Source organism: Oerskovia sp. 140933 (assembly GCF_059651515.1).
Window position 1 is genome coordinate 222,384 of record NZ_JAMXIO010000001.1, and the last position, 19,257, is coordinate 241,640.

A 19,257-nucleotide genomic window follows, 5' to 3' on the forward strand; every position below is an offset into this window, starting at 1 on the left:
GCCCGGCGCTCGGACCCCCGGCTACCCTGGAAGGAGATCCCGAGGAGGCGGTCCGCAGTGCCGAACGGTCGCAGGGCGCAGTCGGTCACCGCGCGCGAGGTCGCGGCGGCGATGTCGACGATCGACCGGCGGCGCTTCCTCCCGCGCAACCAGCGCCCGTACGCGCGCGACGACCGGCCCCTGCCGATCGGGCACGGCCAGACGAACTCGCAGCCACGGACGGTGGCCGACACGCTCCGGCTGCTCCAGGTGCCGCGCGGGGCACGCGTCCTGGACGTGGGGTCGGGGTCGGGCTGGACGACGGCGCTGCTCGCCCACCTGGTCGGGTCGAGCGGGAGCGTCGTGGGGGTCGAGATCGACCCGGACCTCGCGGAGTGGGGTGCGGCGAACCTCGCGACGTACCCCATGTCGTGGGCCCGGATCGAGGTCGCGGAGCCGGGCGTGCTGGGACGTCCGACCATGGGCGGCTACGACCGCATCCTCGTCTCGGCCGCGGCTCAGGTGCTCCCGCAGGCGCTGGTGGACCAGCTCGCGATCGGAGGGCGCCTCGTGATCCCCGTGCAGCACGTCCTGGTCCTCGTGGAGCAGCACCTGACGGGGACGGTGACGAGCCGGCACGGGACGTACAGCTTCGTGCCGCTCATCGGGTCGTGACGGTCGGCCCGCCCGCACCGGCAGCGCGCCAGCGCGCGGCCTCGAAGTGGACCCGGCAGCGCGCCTGGTAGGACTCGACACCGCCGACGTGCTCGACCCCGGGGGTGAGGGAGTCGCCGTCCGCGGAGGCGACGACGCGCTCGTGGAAGGGGGCGTCCTCGCCGCAGACCGTGCAGACGGCCGTGAGCCGGTCGGCGCGCTCGGCGAGCGCGCCGAGCGCCGGGATGGGCTCGAAGGGGCGCCCGTCGAACGTCACGTCGAGCCCCGCGACGATCATCACGAGGCCCGCGTCGGCCGCGTGCTGCACGACGTCGAGCAGCGCGGGCCCGAAGAACTGGGCCTCGTCGACCGCGACGAGCTCGACCGCGGGGTCGACCAGCTCGAGGATCTCCGCGGCGGAGGTCGCAGCGCGCGAGGGGATGTCGAGGCCCGAGTGCGAGCTGACGAGGCCCTCACCGCGCCGGTCGTCGAGCGCGTGGTGCACCACCTCCACACGGCGCCCTGCGATCCGTGCCCGGCGCACGCGCCGCAGCAGCTCCTCGGTCTTGCCCGCGAACATGGGCCCGCTGATGACCTCGACCCGTCCCCGCCTCACGTCGTCCACGCAGCCAGTAGACCATGCGGTGATGACGGCGGCGGGCCCCAAGGCCATGCCCCGGGCTCAGCCTCGCGCGTCCCACTCCGAGCGCAGCACGCCCATGACAACCGCGTCGTACCGCTGCCCGCGCACGACGCGCGCGTCGCGGAAGCGGCCCTCCTCGACGAAACCGAGACGTCGGCCCACGCCCAGCATCGGCACGTTGCCGGACCACGTCGCGAAGTCCAGCCGCACCCAGTCGGTCTCCGAGAACAGGTAGGTGGTCCACAGCGCGAGCGCCTCGCGACCGATACCGCGCCCGCGCACGGCCGGATCGTAGACACCGATGCCCATGCGCGCCCACGCGGTCTCCTGCGACTCCCAGTACCAGGAGACGGTCCCGACGAGGTGGTCGTCGGCGTCCGCGATCACGGCCGAGCGGGGCGGCAGGCCGTCCACCACCCCGGACGGCGCCTGCGCGAGGGCGGCGACCCGCTCGTCGGCCTGAGCGTCGTCGGGCACCGGGTAGTACGGCCCATCCCACTCGTGCCACTCGTGGTGGGGACGCAGCCACTCACGGAAGACGGCGAGGTCCGCGGGTCGCCAGCCCCGGAGCCGGGCATCATGCCCGACGCCGTAGACCGGCACCTGCGGATCCCTCGCCGTCATCGGTGGTTCAGCGTGCGTCAGTCGACGTCGCCCTCCGGCGCGGCGCCCCCGTCGGAGGCCTCGTCGCTCACGTCAGCCGCCGGCGCAGCCTCCCCAGCAGCCGCCTCGTCAGCGGCGCCCTGCTCGACCGGAAACCGGTCGGAGTCGTCGGCGACCTCCGGGGCACCCTCCGTGGACTCGACGTCCGTCAGCGCGGTCTCGATGCCGACGGCCTCGACCTCGGTCTGCGCACCGGTACCAGCCTCGGCCGGTTCCACGTTCCCGGCGACCTCGGTGACCGCCGCCTCGGCGACGACGGTCTCCTCGACCGGCGCGACGCCGTCGTGCTCGTGGGCGTGGGCCGCCGCGGCCGCGATCGTGGCGAGCGTGGCCTTGACGGCCTCACGTGCCTCGGACGTGACCTCGGGCAGGATCGGGACCGCGGGGGCCGCGGCCGGGGCCGACTCCTTGGTCGCACGCTTGCGGCGCGAGCGGGAGCGGGCCCCCTCCGACTCGGTGGGCTCGTCCTGCGTCGCCGCGGGAGCGGCCGCGTGCTGGTGCCCGCCACCGTTGTGCGAGCCGCCCGACTTCTCGATCGGGTCGGTGTGCACGATGAACCCGCGCCCGTTGCAGTGGTCGCACGTCTCGCTGAACGCCTCGACCAGGCCCTGGCCCACGCGCTTGCGGGTCATCTGGACCAGGCCGAGCGAGGTGACCTCGGCGACCTGGTGCTTGGTCCGGTCACGGCCCAGGCACTCGACCAGGCGACGCAGCACGAGGTCACGGTTGGACTCCAGCACCATGTCGATGAAGTCGATGACGATGATGCCGCCGATGTCGCGCAGACGGAGCTGACGGACGATCTCCTCGGCCGCCTCGAGGTTGTTGCGCGTGACCGTCTCCTCGAGCGTGCCACCGGAGCCGGTGAACTTGCCCGTGTTGACGTCGACGACCGTCATGGCCTCGGTGCGGTCGATCACGAGCGAACCGCCCGAGGGCAGCCAGACCTTGCGGTCCATGCCCTTGGCGAGCTGCTCGTCGACACGGTGCGCCGCGAAGGCGTCCTTCTCCGACGTCCAGCGCGAGACGCGCTCCTTGAGGTCCGGCGCGAGCTCGGCGACGTAGCTCGAGATCTCGTTCCAGGCGTTGTCGCCCGAGACGACGAGCGAGCTGAAGTCGTCGTTGAAGATGTCGCGGACCACGCGGATCGCGAGGTCCGGCTCGCCCTGGAGCAGGGCCGGGGCGGAGACCGACTTCGCCTTCTTCTCGATCGCTTCCCACTGGCTCTGCAGGCGCTCGACGTCGGCGCGCAGCTCGTCCTCGCTCGCGCCCTCGGCGGCCGTGCGCACGATCACGCCCGACCCCTCGGGGACGACCTCACGGAGGATCTTCTTGAGGCGGGCCCGCTCGGTGTCGGGAAGCTTGCGCGAGATGCCGGTCATGCCACCACCGGGCACGAACACGAGGTAGCGCCCCGCGAGGGTGATCTGCGACGTGAGACGTGCGCCCTTGTGGCCGATCGGGTCCTTGGTGACCTGGACCAGCACCGAGTCGCCGGACTTGAGCGCCTGCTCGATGCGACGAGGCTGACCCTCGAGACCGGCAGCGTCCCAGTTGACCTCACCGGCGTACAGGACCGCGTTGCGGCCCTTGCCGACGTCGATGAACGCGGCCTCCATGGACGGCAGGACGTTCTGGACGCGGCCCAGGTACACGTTGCCGGCCATCGAGACCTGCGACTGCTGCGAGACGTAGTGCTCGACCAGGACGCCGTCCTCGAGGACCGCGATCTGGGTGCGGCCGTTCTTCTCCCGGACGACCATCGAGCGCTCGACGGACTCGCGGCGCGCGAGGAACTCGGCCTCGGTGATGATCTGGCGGCGGCGACCCGCGTCGCGCCCCTCGCGGCGGCGCTGGCGCTTGGCCTCGAGACGCGTCGAACCCTTGAGCGCGGTCACCTCGTCGGACGACGTGCCGCCGCTGCGCTCCCGCGTGCGGGTGCGGCTGGTCGAGGCCGGGACGGAGCTGCTGCTCTCGCCGCCCTCGGCCCGTCCGCCGCGGCGACGACGACGGCGGCGACGGCTCGAACCCGAGCCCTCCTCGCCGTCGTGCTCGTCCGCGTGGTCCTCGTGCTGGTCCCGCTGGTCGTCGGCGGACTCGTCGGCCTGCTCCCCGGCCTCCCCCGCGACGGCGGAGGACTCGCCCGAGGGCTGGTCGTCGGAGGACTCGTCGTCGCCGTACTCGTCGCCGTGCGCGTCACCGCCGCGCGAGCGACGGCCACGACCACCCCGGCGACGACGACGGCGCGGCGCGCCCTGGTCGTCGTCCTCGGCGAGGGGCTGCTCGGTCTCGGTGACGATCTCCAGGTCGTCGGCCTCGAACGCATCGGCAGGGATCTCGACGCCCTCGGCGACGAGCTCGGCCTCGATCAGCTCGATCTCCTCGACCGCGGCGAGGTCCGCCCCGGCGAGCACGGCGTCGACCTCGACCGTGGGTGCCTGCTCGGGCGTGCGCTCGGCGGCCGGTGCCTGCTGCTCCTGGGCGGGGGGCGTCGCCTGGCCTGCTGCCGACGGCGCGCCCGCGCCCCGACGGGCCGAGCGGCCGCGGCCGCCGCGCGTGCGGGCCGGAGCCTCGCGCTGCTCGACGGGAGCCTCGGTGGGCTCGGGTGCTGCCGGAGCGGCGGGCTCGGCGACGGGTGCTGCCGGGGCGGGCGCCTCCTCGGCCGTGCGCGCGCTGGGCGTGGCGAAGCTGGGCATGGCGTCGGCGGGCGACGTCGTGGGGCGCACGACACGGCGCGAACGGCGCGGCGCGGCGGCAGGGTCCGGCGCCTGGAACAGCAGGGCGGTCGTCGCGAGGCGCGGCGTACCGGAGCCGCCGCCGGTCGAGACGGTCGCGGCCGGCGAGACCGGGGCGGCCTCGGCTGCGGGCGCCTCGGCCTCGGCCTTCGCGGCGGCGGAGACCTTGTTGACGCGGCGCGAACGCGCCTTGGGTGCGGCGGGCTCGGCCGGTTCGGCGGGGGCCTCGGCGACCGGGGCGGCGTCCACGACCGGCGCGTCCTTCGACGTCGCGCGGCGGCGCTTGGCCGGGGCCTTCTCGGCGGGGACCTCGGGTGCGACGTCCTGCGCGGGCGCCGCCTGGGCGGCGGCGGTGGAGCGGGTGGCCCGACGGCGGGTCGTGGGTGCCGCGGCCGGCTCCTCGGGCGTCGTGGTCGCCTCGGGCGCCGTGGTCGCGGGGGCGGGCGTCTCGACGGCCGCAGGCACCTCGACGACGGCGGTCTCGGCTGCGGGCTTGCGGGTGCGACGGGCGCGTGCGGGCTTCTCGGCGGGGGCCTCGGCCTCTGCTGCGGGCTTGAGCCCGAGCTCGGACAGCACGTCGAGGACCGGGGCGTCGGCCGCCGCACGGGCGGCTGCTCCTCGCTTGCCGCCGCGGCGCGGGGCGGCGGGAGCGTCCTGGGCGGTCTCCTGGGCCGTGGCGGCCCCGGTCGCCGGGGCCTTCTCGGCGGGGGCTGCCTTCTCGGCCGGGGCTGCCTTTGCGGTGCCCGTGCCCTGGCTCGCCGCGGGGGCGTCGGAAGCCTGGGCGGCGGGGGTCGTGGTCGGACGCACGACGCGGCGCGAGCGGCGCGGCGCGGCGTCGGCGGACGGCAGCTCGATCCCGAGCGAGCCCGTGGGGGCGTCGGGGGCGGCGACGGCGGGCTGCGCGGGAGTCTTCACCGCGGGCAGGGTGATCTGGACCGGGGCCGCGGCCTCGGCGGTCGTGTCGGCGGTGCCTGGCGCCGCGGCGGTGCGGGTGACCCGTCGTCGGGCCGGCTTCTTGGCGGGTGCTGCGTCCTGACCGGAGGTCGAGCTGGTCGGGTCAGGGGTGTTGTCGAGGGTCACGCGAAGCGCTCCTGATACCCCGAAAGGTCCGTCCCCACATCGTGCGGCCCGTTCGGGCGGTTGTCGTCGCTCGGGACGTGCGCATCGCAGCGCTGTCGTCCCCGCGACGGAAGTCGGCGGTGGCGGCTCGGGCAAGGGCGTGCGGCGGGGGGCGCTTCGCCGTCCGGGCCATTCATCCCGGTCGGCGGCGCTCCGCGAGCCGCGGTCTGCGGTTGCGTCGAGCACGTACTGGGCACGGAGGAGATGTGGTCCCCCTTGCTCGGTCAAGTATCGCACAGCCGACGTCGATCAGATGGGCATCTACAGCCCTGCGGGCCGTGTCGTCCAGAGGACCAAGGTCCCGATCCGGACCTTGTGAAGGTTCTCACAAACTGTCGTTTCCCGCGGTTTTGGCGTCCCGCCGCCTCGCCGATGGTGCAGATTGGTTCTAGCGTCGACAAGAGAACGCTGACTGTGCCCTGAGGCCCCCCTCAGAACCCCCGTAGCACCCAGGAAAAACCAGGAGCGTTTGTGGACGTCCTCGATCTCGCAAGGTGGCAGTTCGCCATCACGACCGTCTACCACTTCATCTTCGTGCCCCTGACGATCGGGCTCGCCCCCCTCGTCGCGATCATGCAGACCGCATGGGTGCGCACGGGGAACGAGCGGTGGCTCAAGCTCACCAAGTTCTTCGGCAAGCTCCTCCTCATCAACTTCGCGATCGGCGTCGTGACGGGGATCGTGCAGGAGTTCCAGTTCGGCATGAACTGGAGCGAGTACTCGCGCTTCGTCGGAGACGTCTTCGGTGCCCCGCTCGCCATGGAGGCGCTCGCCGCGTTCTTCATCGAGTCCACCTTCCTCGGCCTGTGGATCTTCGGCTGGGACCGCCTGTCCAAGCGCGTGCACCTCGCGTGCATCTGGGCCGTGGCGATCGCCGTGAACCTGTCCGCGTTCTTCATCCTCGCGGCCAACTCCTGGATGCAGCACCCGGTCGGGACCATCTACAACCCCGAGACCGGTCGCGCCGAGATGAACGACATCGGGGCCGTGCTCACCAACAACACGCTGTGGGCGGCGTTCCCGCACACCATCACCGCGGCCTTCCTCACCGCAGGCACGTTCGTCGCCGGCATCGCCGCCTGGTGGATGGTCCGCCTCGTGCGCACCAAGAAGGCCGAGAACGTCGAGCTCGCCCGCAACGTCTACCGCCCGGCCATCACCCTCGGCGTCATCGCGATGATCGTCGGCGGTCTCGGCGTGGCGGTCAGCGGCGACTTCCAGGCCAAGCTCATGTTCCAGCAGCAGCCCATGAAGATGGCCGCCGCCGAGGCCCTGTGCGAGAGCTCGCCCGAGGGCGCACCGTTCTCCATCCTCGCGATCGGCGACCTCTCCGACTCGTGCGAGGGCGTCAACCACATCCTCGAGATCCCCGGCATGACCTCGTTCCTCGCCAAGGGCAGCTTCACCGCTCCCCTCCCGGGCGTCGACCAGGTCCAGCAGGACATGACCGAGCGCTACGGCGACGTCACCGCGGACGGCGAGCCCGTCAACTACTCCCCCAACCTGGCGCTGACCTACTGGAGCTTCCGCCTCATGATCGGGTTCGCGATCGGCTCGATCGCCCTGTCCGTCATGGCGCTGTGGCTCACCCGCAAGGGCCGCGTGACCGACAACAAGTGGTTCGCGCGCGTCGGGATCTGGGCCATCCCCATGCCGTTCATCGCGTCCTCGTTCGGCTGGATCTTCACCGAGACCGGGCGTCAGCCCTGGGTCGTCGCCCCCAACCCCACCGGGATCGACTCGATCCGCCTGCTCACCGAGCGGGGCGTCTCCACCGTCGTGAGCCCCGGGGTCGTGCTGACCTCGATGATCGTCTTCACGCTCGTCTACGGCGCGCTCGCGGTCGTCTGGTTCAAGCTCATCCACCGCTACTCGGTCGAGGGCGTCCCCGAGACCGTGCACGACGACTCCCCCGAGGCGCGCGCCAAGGGCGACCCCGACGACCCGGACTCGACCGACGAGTCCGAACGCCCCCTGTCCTTCGCGTACTGACGCGCTCTGACGGCTCAAGGAGACCCAGTACTCATGGAACTCACCATTCTCTGGTTCGTGCTCATCGCGATCCTGTGGATCGGCTACCTGGTCCTCGAAGGCTTCGACTTCGGCGTGGGCATGCTCCTGCCGATCCTGTCCCGCAACAAGGACAAGGCGAAGCAGGACACCGAGCGTCGCCTCATCATCAACACCATCGGCCCGGTCTGGGACGGCAACGAGGTCTGGCTCATCACCGCGGGCGGTGCGACCTTCGCGGCCTTCCCCGAGTGGTACGCCACGCTCTTCTCCGGCTTCTACATCCCGCTGTTCCTGATCCTCCTGGCGCTCATCGTGCGCGGCGTCGCGTTCGAGTACCGCGGCAAGATCAACGACGACCGGTGGCGGGCACGCTGCGACCAGGCCATCATCTTCGGCTCGTGGATCCCTGCGCTCCTGTGGGGCGTCGCGTTCGCCAACCTCGTGCGCGGCGTCGAGCTCGACGCGGCCCACCAGTACGTCGGCGGCTTCTGGGCCCTGCTCAGCCCGTTCGCGCTCCTCGGCGGCCTCACGACCGTGCTGCTCTTCCTCATGCACGGTGCGGTGTTCATCGCCCTCAAGACCGACGGCGAGGTCCGCGTCAAGGCCCGCCGCCTCGCCGGGTGGTTCTCGGTCGCCTCGGTCCTCGTGGCCGGCGGCTGGGCCGTGTGGGCCCAGGTCGCGTACTCGGTGCCGTGGACGTGGGCAGCCGTCGTGGTCGCCGCGGTCTCGCTGGTCGGCGTGGTCCTCGCCAACGCGAAGGCTCGCGAGGGCTGGGCGTTCCTGTTCTCCGCGCTCGCGATCCTCTCGGCGACGGTCCTGATCTTCGGGTCCATGTACCCCGACGTCATGCCGGCGTTCGACCCCGCGAACTCGCTCACCATCGACAACGCGTCCTCGACGCAGTACACGCTGACCGTCATGACGTGGGTCGCCGTGATCCTCGTCCCGGTCGTGCTGGTCTACCAGTCGTGGACGTACTGGGTCTTCCGCCGTCGCCTGTCGACCAAGGACATCCCGCCGCCCATCGGGCTGTCCCTGCGCAAGCTCAAGGACTCCGCGTTCGGCGGTCCGTCCTCGGGCAGCGCCAAGAACCTGGACCTGACCCCCGCAACGGGTGAGAAGGCCTCGGGGACGGACGCGACGGCGTCGGGCCCGGCGAAGAACGGCCCCGGGGACACCTCCGCGTGAAGCCCCTCGATCCACGGCTCCTGCGCCAGGCGCGGGCAGCCCGCGGGTACGTCGTGCTCACGGCGGTGCTCGGCCTCGTCACGGCCGGGCTCGTCGTGGCGCAGGCGCTCCTCATCGCGAGCATCCTGGCCCCCGCGATCCAGGGCAGCCTCACTCTGCCCGACGTCGCCACCCCCCTCTCGTGGCTCGCCGCGGTCGTGGTGGTGCGCGCCGGGGTCGCGTGGGCGCAGGAACGGTTCGCGCTCAAGGCCGCGACCAAGACCGTCGCGGAGCTCCGCGAGCAGGTCGTCAGCCACGCGGTGGCCCTCGGGCCCCGCTGGCTGGCGACCGGTCGCGGACCGGCCGTCGCGACCCTCGCGACGCGCGGGCTCGACGACCTCGAGCCCTACATGGTGCGATACCTGCCCCAGCTCCTGCTCGCGGCGACCGTGACCCCTGCGACGCTCGCGGTCGTGCTGGGGCTCGACTGGATCTCGGCGATCATCATCGCGGTCACGATCCCCCTCGTCCCCCTTTTCATGATCCTCGTCGGGCAGCTCACGGCCGGGACGTCCGAGCGGCGCCTCAAGGTCATGCAGCGGCTCGGGTCCCAGGTCCTCGACCTGCTGGCCGGGCTCCCCACCCTGCGCGCGTTCGGCCGCGAGCACGGGCCCGAGAAGCGCGTGCGCGCCCTGGGCGACGCCAACCGCCGCGCGACCATGGGCACGCTGCGCGTCGCGTTCCTGTCCGGCATGGTCCTCGAGCTGCTCACGACGCTGTCGGTCGCGCTCGTGGCGGTCGGGATCGGGCTGCGCCTCGTGTACGGGGAGGTCGGTCTCGAGCCCGCGCTCGCCGTGCTCGTGCTGGCCCCCGAGGTCTACCTGCCGCTGCGTCAGGTCGGCATGCACTTCCACGCCTCGACCGACGGCATCGCCGCGGCCAACCAGGCGTTCGAGGTGCTCGACGAGCCGCTGCCGCCCGTCGGGACGGCCCCTGCCCCTGCCCTCGCCGGGGCTCGGATCACGTTCGACGGCGTGAGCGTGCGCGCGGGCGACCGCGACGTGCTCGCGCCCGCCTCGCTCACGGCGTCGTTCGGTGCCCGGTCCACCCCGGGCGCCGAAGCACCCGGGACAGGCGCTGCGCCGTCGGGCACCGTGGTCGCCCTGACCGGTCCGAGCGGCTCCGGCAAGACGACCACGGCCCTGGTGCTCCTCGGCCTGCTCGCGCCCGACGCCGGACGCGTCCTGGTGACCCCGGCGGGCGGCGATCCCGTCGACCTCGCCGACCTCGACCCGACCACCTGGTGGCCGCAGGTCGCCTGGGTGCCGCAACGGCCCACGCTCACCCCCGGGACCGTGCGCGACGTCGTCCTCGACGGTCGCGACGTGACCGACGCGGAGCTCGCGGACGCCGCGCGGCTGTCCGGGCTCGACGCCGTGCTCGACATCCTGCCCGCAGGGTGGGACACGCCGATCGGCCAGGGCGGCGTGGGCCTGAGCGTCGGCCAGCGCCAGCGCGTGGCCCTCACCGCGGCGCTGCTCGGCGACCCGGCGCGCGTGCCGCTCGTCGTGCTCGACGAACCCACCGCCCACCTCGACGCCCGCGGCGAGCAGGCCGTCCTCGGCGCCGTGCGCGCCTGGCGCGAGCAGGGCCGCACGGTGGTCGTGATCGCGCACCGCACGAGCCTCGTCGAGCTCGCCGACCAGGTCGTGACGGTCTCCTCGGCCGCGCTGCCACCCTCCCCGGACGACAGCACCGGCACGCCACTCGCGGCTCCCGGTGCGTCCACCCCGTCCGCGCCCTCGTCAGGAGCCGTCGCATGAGCGACCTCGACCAGCCCTCCGGCTCGTCCGCCCGCGCCCCGCGCCGCGGGCGCGCCGCACCGTCGACGTCACCCGACGCGGGCGCCGATCCCCTGTGGCGCGCGGTCCGGCTCCTCGACGTGAGCTGGAGCCGCGCGGCCAGGGCGATCGGGCTCGGCTCCCTGGCCCTCGCGAGCTCGGTCGGTCTCGCGGCGGTCGCCGCGTGGCTCATCGCGCGCGCCTCGCAGATGCCGCCCGTGCTGCAGCTGTCCGTGGCCACCGTGGCCGTGCGCGCGTTCGGCATCTCGCGCGGCGTGTTCCGCTACCTCGAACGCCTGGCCTCGCACGACGTCGCGCTGCGCGGCATGGCCTCGCTCCGGGCCAACGTGTACACGTCGCTGGCCTCCGGTCGTACAGCGGCCGTCGCGGGTGTACGACGGGGTGACCTGCTCGCGCGCGTGGGCGCCGACGTCGACGCGGTGGGCGACGTCGTCGTCCGCGCGATCATCCCCGCCGGGGTCGCGCTCGTCGTGTCCGCCGGCTCGGTGATCCTGGTCGGCGCGTTCCTGCCCTCGGCAGGCGTCGCCCTGCTCGCGTGCCTGCTCCTCGCCGGCGTCCTGGGCCCGTGGCTCTCGGCGCGGGCCGCACGTCGCACCGAGGAGCGCGGCGCCACCGCGCGCGCCGAGATGACCTCGACGGTGCTCGAGACCCTTGAGGGCGCGGGCCCCCTGACCGTCTCGGGCCGCCTGTCCCAGCGCATGGACGCACTGCGCCGCACTGACCGCGAGCTCGCGTCCGTGACCGACTCGGGCGCGCGCACCTCCGGCACCGCCGCAGCCGTCAACAATGCCGCGATCGGGCTCGCCGTGCTCGCCGCCCTGCTGCTCGGCATCCCGGCCGTCGCCGCCGGGACGCTGACCCCGGTCGAGCTCGCCGTCGTCGTGCTCACGCCGCTCGCGGTGTTCGAGGCCGCGGGCGTGCTGCCCGCCGCAGCCGTGCAGATGCACCGCTCGCGCCAGGCCGCGCGCCGCATCATCGAGCTGCTCGACGCGGCAGCCGCCCCGGCCGCGTCCACGCCTGCGGAGGTTGCTCCGCACACCGGTGCCCGCGACCCGGAGGTCACGGTGACCCGGGCCGCGTGCGGCTGGGACGGCCGTGCGGCCGTGACCGGCGTGGACCTGCTCGTCCGCCCCGGACGCTCGGTCGCGGTCGTCGGCCCCTCGGGCGTCGGCAAGACGACCCTGCTCATGACCGCGGCGGGACTGATCCCGCAGGTCGCGGGACGGGTCGACCTCGACGGGGTCCCCGTCGCGAGCTTCCCGCCCGACGATGTCGCGCACCAGGTCGTCTTCGTCGCCGAGGACGGGCACGTCTTCGACACCACGGTCCTGGAGAACCTGCGCGTCGCCCGCGGGGACGTCACGCCGGACGAGGCCGAGGCCGCCCTGCTCGAGGTGGGCCTCGGTGAGTGGCTCGCCGGGCTGCCCGACGGCGTCGAGACGACCCTCGGCCCCGACGCCACGACCATCTCCGGCGGGGAGCGCCGTCGGCTCCTCGTGGCACGGGCGCTCCTGGCGCACGCTCCTCTGCTGCTCGTCGACGAGCCCGCCGAGCACCTCGACCCGGCGACCGCCGACGAGCTGCTGACCCACCTCGTCGGTACGAGCCGCACGGGCGGGCGCGGGATCGTGGTCGCGACGCACCGGCTCTCGGCCCTCGCAGCCGTCGACGAGGTGCTGCTCCTGGGGCGCCCCGACGACGCCGACCCCGAGGCCCCGGCGACCGTCCTGGCCCGCGGCACCCACGCAGAGCTGCTCGCGCGCGACGAGGGCTACCGGTGGGCGCTCGCGCAGGAGACCGCGGGCGTCTGACGGGGTGCTCCGCCGGCTGCCGTGGCTGCTGAGATTGCAGAGGCTGCTGGGGCTGCCGGGGCTGCCGAACCCGAGGTTGGTCGGGTGGCGTCACCGACCTGCCTGACCGACCTCGGGTTCGGCACCCGGAGCCCGGGTCAGGCGCCGGACGAGCCCAGCCGCGACAGGAACAGCGCCTCCCCCACGGCGAGCTGCTCGATCTCGCCGGGGGCGACCGACTCGTTGGGCGCGTGGATCAGGCACGCAGGCTCCTCGACGCCGAGCAGCACGATCTGCGCGTCCGGATACCCCGACGCGAGCACGTTGCACAGCGGGATCGACCCACCCTGCCCGGCCGTCACGGTCGCCTTGCCGAACGCGTCCGCCAGGGCGCGCGAGAGCGTGTCGAACACGGGACCGTCGGTCCGTGCCTGGAACGGCTGCCCGACGGCGTCGCGCACCGTGGTGACCTTGACGCCCCACGGCGCGTGGTTCTCCAGGTGTGCCACGAGCTTGTCCTGGAGGTCGCGCGCGTCGGCGCCGGGCGGGATGCGCAGGTTGAGACGGGCTGCGGCCCGCGGCTGGATCGCCGCGGCCGAGCCCACGACGTCCGGGGCGTCGATGCCCAGGACCGTCACGGCCGGCCGTGCCCAGAGCTGGTCGCTGACGCGCCCGGACCCCAGGAGGCGCGTGCCGTCGAGCATGCCGGCGTCGCGGCGGAACTGGTCGGGGTCGTAGTCGACCCCGGGCCAGGTCGCGTCGGCGACCTCCGGCGGGACGCCGTCGATCGTCGTGCTCCCCTGCTCGTCGCGCAGCGAGGACAGGATGTGGATCAGGGCCGCGAGCGCGTCGGGGGCCGCTCCCCCGAACATGCCCGAGTGGATCTCGCCGCGCAGCGCCTCGACCGTCACGACCACGTTGGCCGCACCGCGCAGCGAGACCGTGAGCGTCGGCAGCCCGAGCGTCGCGTTGCCCGTGTCCGCGATGAGCATCGCGTCCGCGGCGAGCTCGCCCGGGTGGGCCTCGACGTACTGGTCGAGCCCCGCGGTCCCCTGCTCCTCGGAGCCCTCGATCACGATGCGGATGCCGACCGGGTAGTCGTCGCCACCGAGCGCCCGCAGGGCTCGCAGCGCGGTGAGGTGCGTGACGATGTTCCCCTTGCAGTCGGCCGCGCCTCGACCGTAGAGACGGCCGTCCCGCTCGGTCAGCTCGAACGGGGGCGTGCGCCACGCGGCGTCGTCGAGCGGGGGCTGGACGTCGTAGTGCGAGTAGAGCAGGACCGTGGGGGCACCGGGCGGGCCGGGGCGGAACCCCAGGACCACGTGCGAACCGTCGGGCGTCTCCTCGAGGCGCGCGTCGTCGATCCCCTCGGCCCGGAACGCGTCGGCGACCCAGTGGGCTGCGCGCTCGCAGTTCTCGCGAGGGAAGAGGCGCTCGTCGGCCACCGACGGGATCGCGACGAGGGTCCGCAGGTCGTCGAGCGCGCGCGGCAGCAACGACGCCACCTGCTCCCGCACGGGGGCGACGTCGACCGGGCTGGTTCCGGGGCTGGTGGTCACGAGTTCTCCTGGTTGGTCGTGGTCTCGTCGAGGTTGAGCGAGTCGACGTAGGCGTCGAACTCGTCGAGCTGCTCGGGGCAGTAGACCTGGACCACGAGGCGGTCCCCCGCGAGCCGGCGCTCGTCGACGACCGACGGCCGGTTGCCGGGGCCCGACGCCCCGTTCCCCGACCCGAGGTTCGCGGTGGCCTTCACGAGCGCGACGGTGTCGGTGCAGAAGCCGCCGCCGTCGGAGCCGAGCACCGTGACGATGGTGTCCTCGTCGATCGCCGTGATCCCGATCTTCTCGAACTCGGCGTGCAGCTCGGCAGCCCGCTCCTCCGCCAGCTCGCGGTCCTGGTTCGCGTGGTAGCTGTTGTACAGGACGGCCATGAGCACGCCGACGGCCACCGCCAGGAGCGCAGCCGCGGTGTACACGATCCAGCGGCGCGAGTCGCCGGGCTCGTCCTCGTGCTGCGGCAGCCCGTCGGGTCCGTCCGTCGACGTCGTCGTCATGTCACGCCTCCTCGTGGCCGTCGGCGGGGGCGTCGACGAGCGGTTCCTCCGGGCCCCCGACGTTGGCCGGGTTCTTCCAGTGCGGCTTGCGCAGGAAGTAGAACAGCGCGGGCACCAGGATCCCGACGACGCCCAGCCCGCCGCCGACGATCAGCAGGTACACGCCCCCGCTGCCGCTCGAGAACTGGGCGGGCGGCACGAACCCGATGATCATCGCGGCGACCGACGCGAGGAACCCGACCGTGCACAGCAGCGTGAGCGCGGGTGCGCGGTAGCCGCGCGGGTGGTCGGGCTTGGTGCGCCGCAGCCTGACCGCGGCCACGAAGAGCAGCAGGTACATGATCAGGTAGACCTGCGTGGTGATGACCGACAGGATCCAGTAGGAGCTCGAGACGTTCGGGATGAACGCGTAGAGCAGGGCGATCACCGTGGTCACCAGCCCCTGGGAGACCAGGATGTTCTGCTGCACGCCGTGCTTGTTGAGCTTCTGCAGGAAGGGCGGCAGGTAGCCCTCCTCGCGCGCGACCGTGAGCAGCCCCTTCGAGGGGCCCGCGAGCCAGGTCAGCATGCCTCCGAGGGAGGCCGCGATGAGCATGAGGCCGAGGATCGGCGTCAGCCAGCTCACCCCGAAGTTCGCGAAGAACGCGTCGAAGGCCTGCATGACGCCGGCCGTGAGGCTGAGCTGGTCGGCCGGGATGACCCAGCTGATCGCGAGCGCCGGGAGGATGAAGATCAGCAGGACCAGCCCGATCGCGAGGAACATCGCGCGGGGGAACTCCTTGGCGGGCTTGCGCAGGCTCGTCACGTGCACCGCGTTCATCTCCATGCCCGCGTACGACAGGAAGTTGTTGACCACGAGCACGAGCGACGCGATCCCGGTCCACTGCGGCAGCAGGTGCGAGGCGTCCATGGGGGCGGCGGAGGTGTTGCCCTCGCCGAGGAACACGAGCCCGAGGATCACCAGGAGCGCTCCCGGCACCAGCGTCCCGATGATCAGCCCGAAGCTCGACAGGCCGGCGACGGTCTTGGTGCCCTGGGACGAGACCCAGACCCCGGTCCAGAACAGCACGACGATGACGATCGCGACGTACAGCCCGTTGCTCGCGAGCGACGGGTTGATGACGTAGGCGAAGGTGCTGGCCACGTACCCGAGCAGGCTCGGGTAGTAGAAGATCGTCATGGCGAACTGGCACCAGATCGCGAGGAACCCGGCCGGCTTCGAGATGCCGTCCGCGACCCAGCGGTAGACGCCCCCGGACCAGCCGGACGCGAGCTCGGCCGAGACGAGCGACGTGGGCAGCAGGAAGACGATCGCGGGCACGACGTACAGGAACACGGCCGCCAGGCCGTAGACCGCCATCGTCGGGGCGGCACGCAGGCTCGCGACCGACGACGTGATCATGAACGCGAGCATCAGCCAGGTGATGTAGTTCTTGGGAGTCCTCGCGGTGATCGCCGCGCGCATCTCCTCGCGGGTCGGTGGGGCTCCGCGCGCTCCCGTCGTGACGGATGCGTCCGAGCTGCCCGACTCCGCTGTGGATGAGGCCATCATTCCTCCGTGCCGCCGAGACCCCCTGGACGGGCGGGTCGCCGAGAAACCGCTAGGACGTGCCAGACGTTGCGAACATATCGCCGATCGCCGGTTCGCGCGCCCGGAACAGAGGCCCGGCGGAAGCCCGAACCGGGGCCGCGTCCTGGGGATTCGCGCTGATAGCGTCGATACGTCCGCTACGCCCCGGGGCGTCCCCGGGGGCGGTGTCCGGACACCGCCGGAACCGCTCCCGTCCTGCCTGGAGGCACGCGTGAAGATCCTCGTCCCCGACACCCTGCCGCTCGCCCTCGCCCCGAGCGGCGCGGGCCCTTCGGGGACGGGCGCAGCGGGCCCGGTCGTCTCGCGGGAGGACGTGCTCGTCGGGTACGACGCCGCCGCTCCCCTGCCCGTGGAGCACCGCGACGCGGACGTCCTGGTCGCGTGGGCCAACTCCCCCGAGAACCTCACCGACGCCGCCGCGCACCTCCCACGCCTGCGCTGGGTCCAGACCCTCGCTGCGGGTCCCGACGCGATCCTCGCGGCGGGGTTCGCCCCCGAGGTGGTCGTGACCAACGGGCGGTCCCTGCACGACGGCCCGGTGGCCGAGCACGCCCTGGCCCTCACGCTCGCGGCCGTCCGGCGCCTCGGGCGGACGGCCGCCGCGCAGCGCGAGCACCGGTGGGACTCTGCACTGGGTCGCGAGCAGGCCGACCCGGCGACGAGCGGCCGGTTCACGCTGCACGGCGCGCACGTCACGATCTGGGGCTTCGGGTCGATCGCGGCGGCGCTCGCGCCCCTCTACAGGGCGCTGGGCGCGCACGTCACGGGCGTCGCGAGCGCCGCGGGCGAGCGGGCCGGCTTCCCCGTCGTCACGGACGAGGACCTTCCGCGGGTCCTGGCGACGACCGACGTCCTGGTCTCGCTCCTGCCCGCCGTCCCCACCACCCGCCACGCGTTCGACGCGGCACGCATCGCCCAGCTCCCCGACCACGCGTGGTTCGTCAACGTGGGACGTGGCGCCACGGTCGACGAGGAAGCGCTCGTGGAGGCCCTGCGCGAGGGCCGTCTGGGCGGAGCGGCGCTCGACGTGACCGAGACCGAGCCGCTCCCGGCCGACTCACCGCTGTGGGACGCCCCGAACACGATCATCACGCCCCACGTCGCGGGCGGTCGGCCGCGGGGCGCGTCGGCACTGGTCCTGGAGAACCTCGAGAACCTGCGCGCGGGACGCCCGCTGCGCAACGTGGTCCCGCGCTGAGCAGGACTCCCGACCGGGCCGCGGGCCGGTCACCAGCGAGCGTTCCGCGGCACCTTCTGGCAGACGGGGCACGTGTACGACGACCGGTTCATGAACTCGTCGCGGCGCACGAGCGCCCCGCACCGCGAGCACTCCTCGCCCTCGCGCCCGTACACCGCGAGCGAGCGCGAGAAGTACCCGGACTGGCCGTTGACGTTGACGTAGAGCTCGTCGAAGCTGGTCCCGCCCTGGGCGAGAGCCTCGCGCATGACCTCCTCGGCGGCGTCGAGCACGCGGTGCGCCTCGGCCAGGCGCAGGGTGTCGGTGGGGCGCGCGTAGTGGAGGCCGGCGCGCCACAGCGCCTCGTCGGCGTAGATGTTGCCGACGCCTGACACGAGCCGCTGGTCGAGCAGCGCGCGCTTGATCCCCGTCCGACGGCGGCGGATCGCCGTCGCGAGCTCGTCGCGCCGCAGCGCGGGGTCGAGCAGGTCGCGCGCGATGTGCGCCGCGGGCTCGGGGATCTCCGGCAGGGGCGAGCCCCAGCCGCCGGGGGCGCCGTCGGGGGTGGGCGCGAGGTCGGTCACGGACAGGTGCCCGAACGTCCGCTGGTCCACGAAGTCGAGGGTGCGCGGGGCGTCAGCCTCGTCCTCACCGGGAAGAGCGGACAGCTCGAGCCGGACGCGCAGGTGCGGCACCTTGTCGATCGCGGCGGTCCCCGAGCGGACCAGGAGCTGGCCGCTCATGCCCAGGTGCGCCATGAGGGCGGTGACGTGCTCGGCTGCGGGCGCGGCGCCGTCGGGCAGGGCGTCCTGGGAGGCCGCGCGGCCGGGAAGCGGGCTCGCCGGGCTCTCCAGGAGGAGCCACAGGTACTTGCCGCGCCGCACCGCGGCGCCCACACGCTGCCCCACGAGCTGGCCGCGGAAGCTCTCCGGTCCCCCCTCGTGACGACGGACCGAGTAGTCCCGCAGGACCTCGACGCCCGTGACCGTGCGACCCGTGACGTGACGGGCCAGGCCGTCCCGGACGGTCTCGACCTCGGGCAGCTCAGGCACCGGGGTCGGGCTCCTGGTGCCCTTCCGTGCCGGCGCCCTGGTCGGCCGCGGAGGCCGGCAGGGGCAGCGCCTGGATCGCGCGGTACGCCATCTCGGCAGCGTCCTGCTCGGCGTACTTCTTGGCGGACCCGTTGCCGGTGCCGTACACGACGCCGTCGAGCGACACCTCGGACGTGAAGGTGCGAGCGTGGTCCGGACCGGCACCCTGGCTCGTGTACGTCGGGGCGCCGAGGTTGCGGACCGCGGCCGCCTCCTGCAAGGAGGTCTTCCAGTCGAGACCGGCACCCAGGTCCGCGGCGACGGCGAGCGTCGGGTCGACGAGCCGGTGCACCAGGTCGCGCGCGACGTCGAGGCCGTGGCTGAGGTACGTCGCGCCGATCAAGGCCTCGACGGTGTCCGACAGGATCGAGTCCTTGTCGTTGCCCCGGGTCCGCACCTCGCCCTTGCCGAGCAGGATGTACCCGCCGAGCCCCAAGGTTCGCGCGATCGCGGCGAGCGACTTCTGCGAGACCGTGGCGGCACGCATCTTGGCGAGCTCGCCCTCGGGGAGGTCGGGGTGGCGGCGGTACAGCGCCTCCGTCACGACGAGCCCCAGGACCGCGTCGCCCAGGAACTCGAGGCGCTCGTTGGTGGGGATCCCGCCGTGCTCGTGGGCGAAGGAACGGTGCGTCAGTGCAAGCACGAGAAGCTCGGGATCCAGGTGGATCCCGAGCCTCTCGAGAAGACCGGCGGCCGCGGGGGCGTCCGGCGTCACGCTAT

14 protein-coding genes are annotated in these 19,257 nt (G+C 73.2%); 6 read left to right on the forward strand and 8 right to left on the reverse strand.

The window, feature by feature from the left end:
* Positions 1-57: 57 nt before the first annotated feature.
* Entirely contained in the window at positions 58-654 is a 597-nt protein-coding gene (locus NHG27_RS01020; RefSeq protein ID WP_497014452.1) for a protein-L-isoaspartate O-methyltransferase family protein, read from the forward strand.
* On the opposite strand, the gene NHG27_RS01025 is transcribed toward NHG27_RS01020, so the two are convergent.
* From NHG27_RS01025 to NHG27_RS01035, 3 genes are read right to left on the reverse strand one after another with little or no spacing between them, the layout of a single operon-like run.
* Positions 641-1,258 carry a thymidine kinase gene (locus NHG27_RS01025; protein WP_193721183.1) on the reverse strand — a complete coding sequence of 206 codons (618 nt, stop codon included), beginning with the start codon at positions 1,256-1,258 and terminating at the stop codon, positions 641-643. The genes NHG27_RS01020 and NHG27_RS01025 overlap by 14 nt on opposite strands.
* Positions 1,259-1,315: 57 nt before the next feature.
* Entirely contained in the window at positions 1,316-1,879 is a 564-nt protein-coding gene (locus NHG27_RS01030; RefSeq protein WP_497014453.1) for a GNAT family N-acetyltransferase, read from the reverse strand.
* A gap of 38 nt (positions 1,880-1,917) precedes the next feature.
* Positions 1,918-5,754, reverse strand: coding sequence for an Rne/Rng family ribonuclease (locus NHG27_RS01035; RefSeq protein ID WP_497014454.1), 3,837 nt, complete (start codon positions 5,752-5,754; stop codon positions 1,918-1,920).
* A gap of 510 nt (positions 5,755-6,264) precedes the next feature.
* On the opposite strand from NHG27_RS01035, the gene NHG27_RS01040 reads away from it, so the two are divergent.
* The 4 genes from NHG27_RS01040 to cydC are packed head-to-tail and all read left to right on the forward strand — an operon-like array spanning position 6,265 to position 12,646.
* Positions 6,265-7,785, forward strand: coding sequence for a cytochrome ubiquinol oxidase subunit I (locus tag NHG27_RS01040; RefSeq protein WP_193721185.1), 1,521 nt, complete (start codon positions 6,265-6,267; stop codon positions 7,783-7,785).
* Between the two features lie 33 nt (positions 7,786-7,818).
* Positions 7,819-8,994: a cytochrome d ubiquinol oxidase subunit II gene (cydB, locus tag NHG27_RS01045; RefSeq protein WP_497014455.1), complete on the forward strand. Its 1,176-nt coding sequence runs from the start codon at positions 7,819-7,821 to the stop codon at positions 8,992-8,994.
* Positions 8,991-10,796 (forward strand): thiol reductant ABC exporter subunit CydD, encoded by a 1,806-nt coding sequence (gene cydD, locus NHG27_RS01050; RefSeq protein WP_497014456.1) that lies wholly within the window; start codon positions 8,991-8,993, stop codon positions 10,794-10,796. Before cydB ends, cydD begins: the two co-directional genes overlap by 4 nt.
* Positions 10,793-12,646: a thiol reductant ABC exporter subunit CydC gene (gene cydC / locus NHG27_RS01055; protein WP_497014457.1), complete on the forward strand. Its 1,854-nt coding sequence runs from the start codon at positions 10,793-10,795 to the stop codon at positions 12,644-12,646. Before cydD ends, cydC begins: the two co-directional genes overlap by 4 nt.
* 137 nt (positions 12,647-12,783) lie before the next feature.
* Here cydC and NHG27_RS01060 read toward each other — a convergent pair whose 3' ends face one another.
* Genes NHG27_RS01060 through gadC form a run of 3 tightly spaced genes read right to left on the reverse strand, consistent with a single transcriptional unit; the run spans position 12,784 to position 16,227 of the window.
* A complete protein-coding gene (locus NHG27_RS01060) occupies positions 12,784-14,184 on the reverse strand; it encodes a dipeptidase (RefSeq protein ID WP_497014458.1) in 1,401 nt (466 codons plus the stop codon).
* Positions 14,181-14,678 (reverse strand): hypothetical protein, encoded by a 498-nt coding sequence (locus NHG27_RS01065; RefSeq protein WP_497014459.1) that lies wholly within the window; start codon positions 14,676-14,678, stop codon positions 14,181-14,183. The genes NHG27_RS01060 and NHG27_RS01065 overlap by 4 nt, the downstream gene beginning before the upstream one ends.
* 1 nt (position 14,679) lies before the next feature.
* Positions 14,680-16,227, reverse strand: a complete 1,548-nt coding sequence (gadC, locus tag NHG27_RS01070; RefSeq protein ID WP_497014460.1) for a glutamate/gamma-aminobutyrate antiporter GadC — start codon at positions 16,225-16,227, stop codon at positions 14,680-14,682.
* A gap of 253 nt (positions 16,228-16,480) precedes the next feature.
* Between gadC and NHG27_RS01075 the strand changes: the two genes are divergently transcribed.
* A complete protein-coding gene (locus NHG27_RS01075) occupies positions 16,481-17,467 on the forward strand; it encodes a phosphoglycerate dehydrogenase (RefSeq protein ID WP_497014461.1) in 987 nt (328 codons plus the stop codon).
* Between the two features lie 29 nt (positions 17,468-17,496).
* On the opposite strand, the gene mutM is transcribed toward NHG27_RS01075, so the two are convergent.
* Both mutM and rnc read right to left on the reverse strand, forming a co-directional pair.
* Positions 17,497-18,498: a bifunctional DNA-formamidopyrimidine glycosylase/DNA-(apurinic or apyrimidinic site) lyase gene (gene mutM / locus NHG27_RS01080; RefSeq protein ID WP_193721191.1), complete on the reverse strand. Its 1,002-nt coding sequence runs from the start codon at positions 18,496-18,498 to the stop codon at positions 17,497-17,499.
* Positions 18,491-19,252, reverse strand: a complete 762-nt coding sequence (gene rnc, locus NHG27_RS01085; protein ID WP_321575505.1) for a ribonuclease III — start codon at positions 19,250-19,252, stop codon at positions 18,491-18,493. The genes mutM and rnc overlap by 8 nt, the downstream gene beginning before the upstream one ends.
* Between the last annotated feature and the right edge of the window lie 5 nt (positions 19,253-19,257).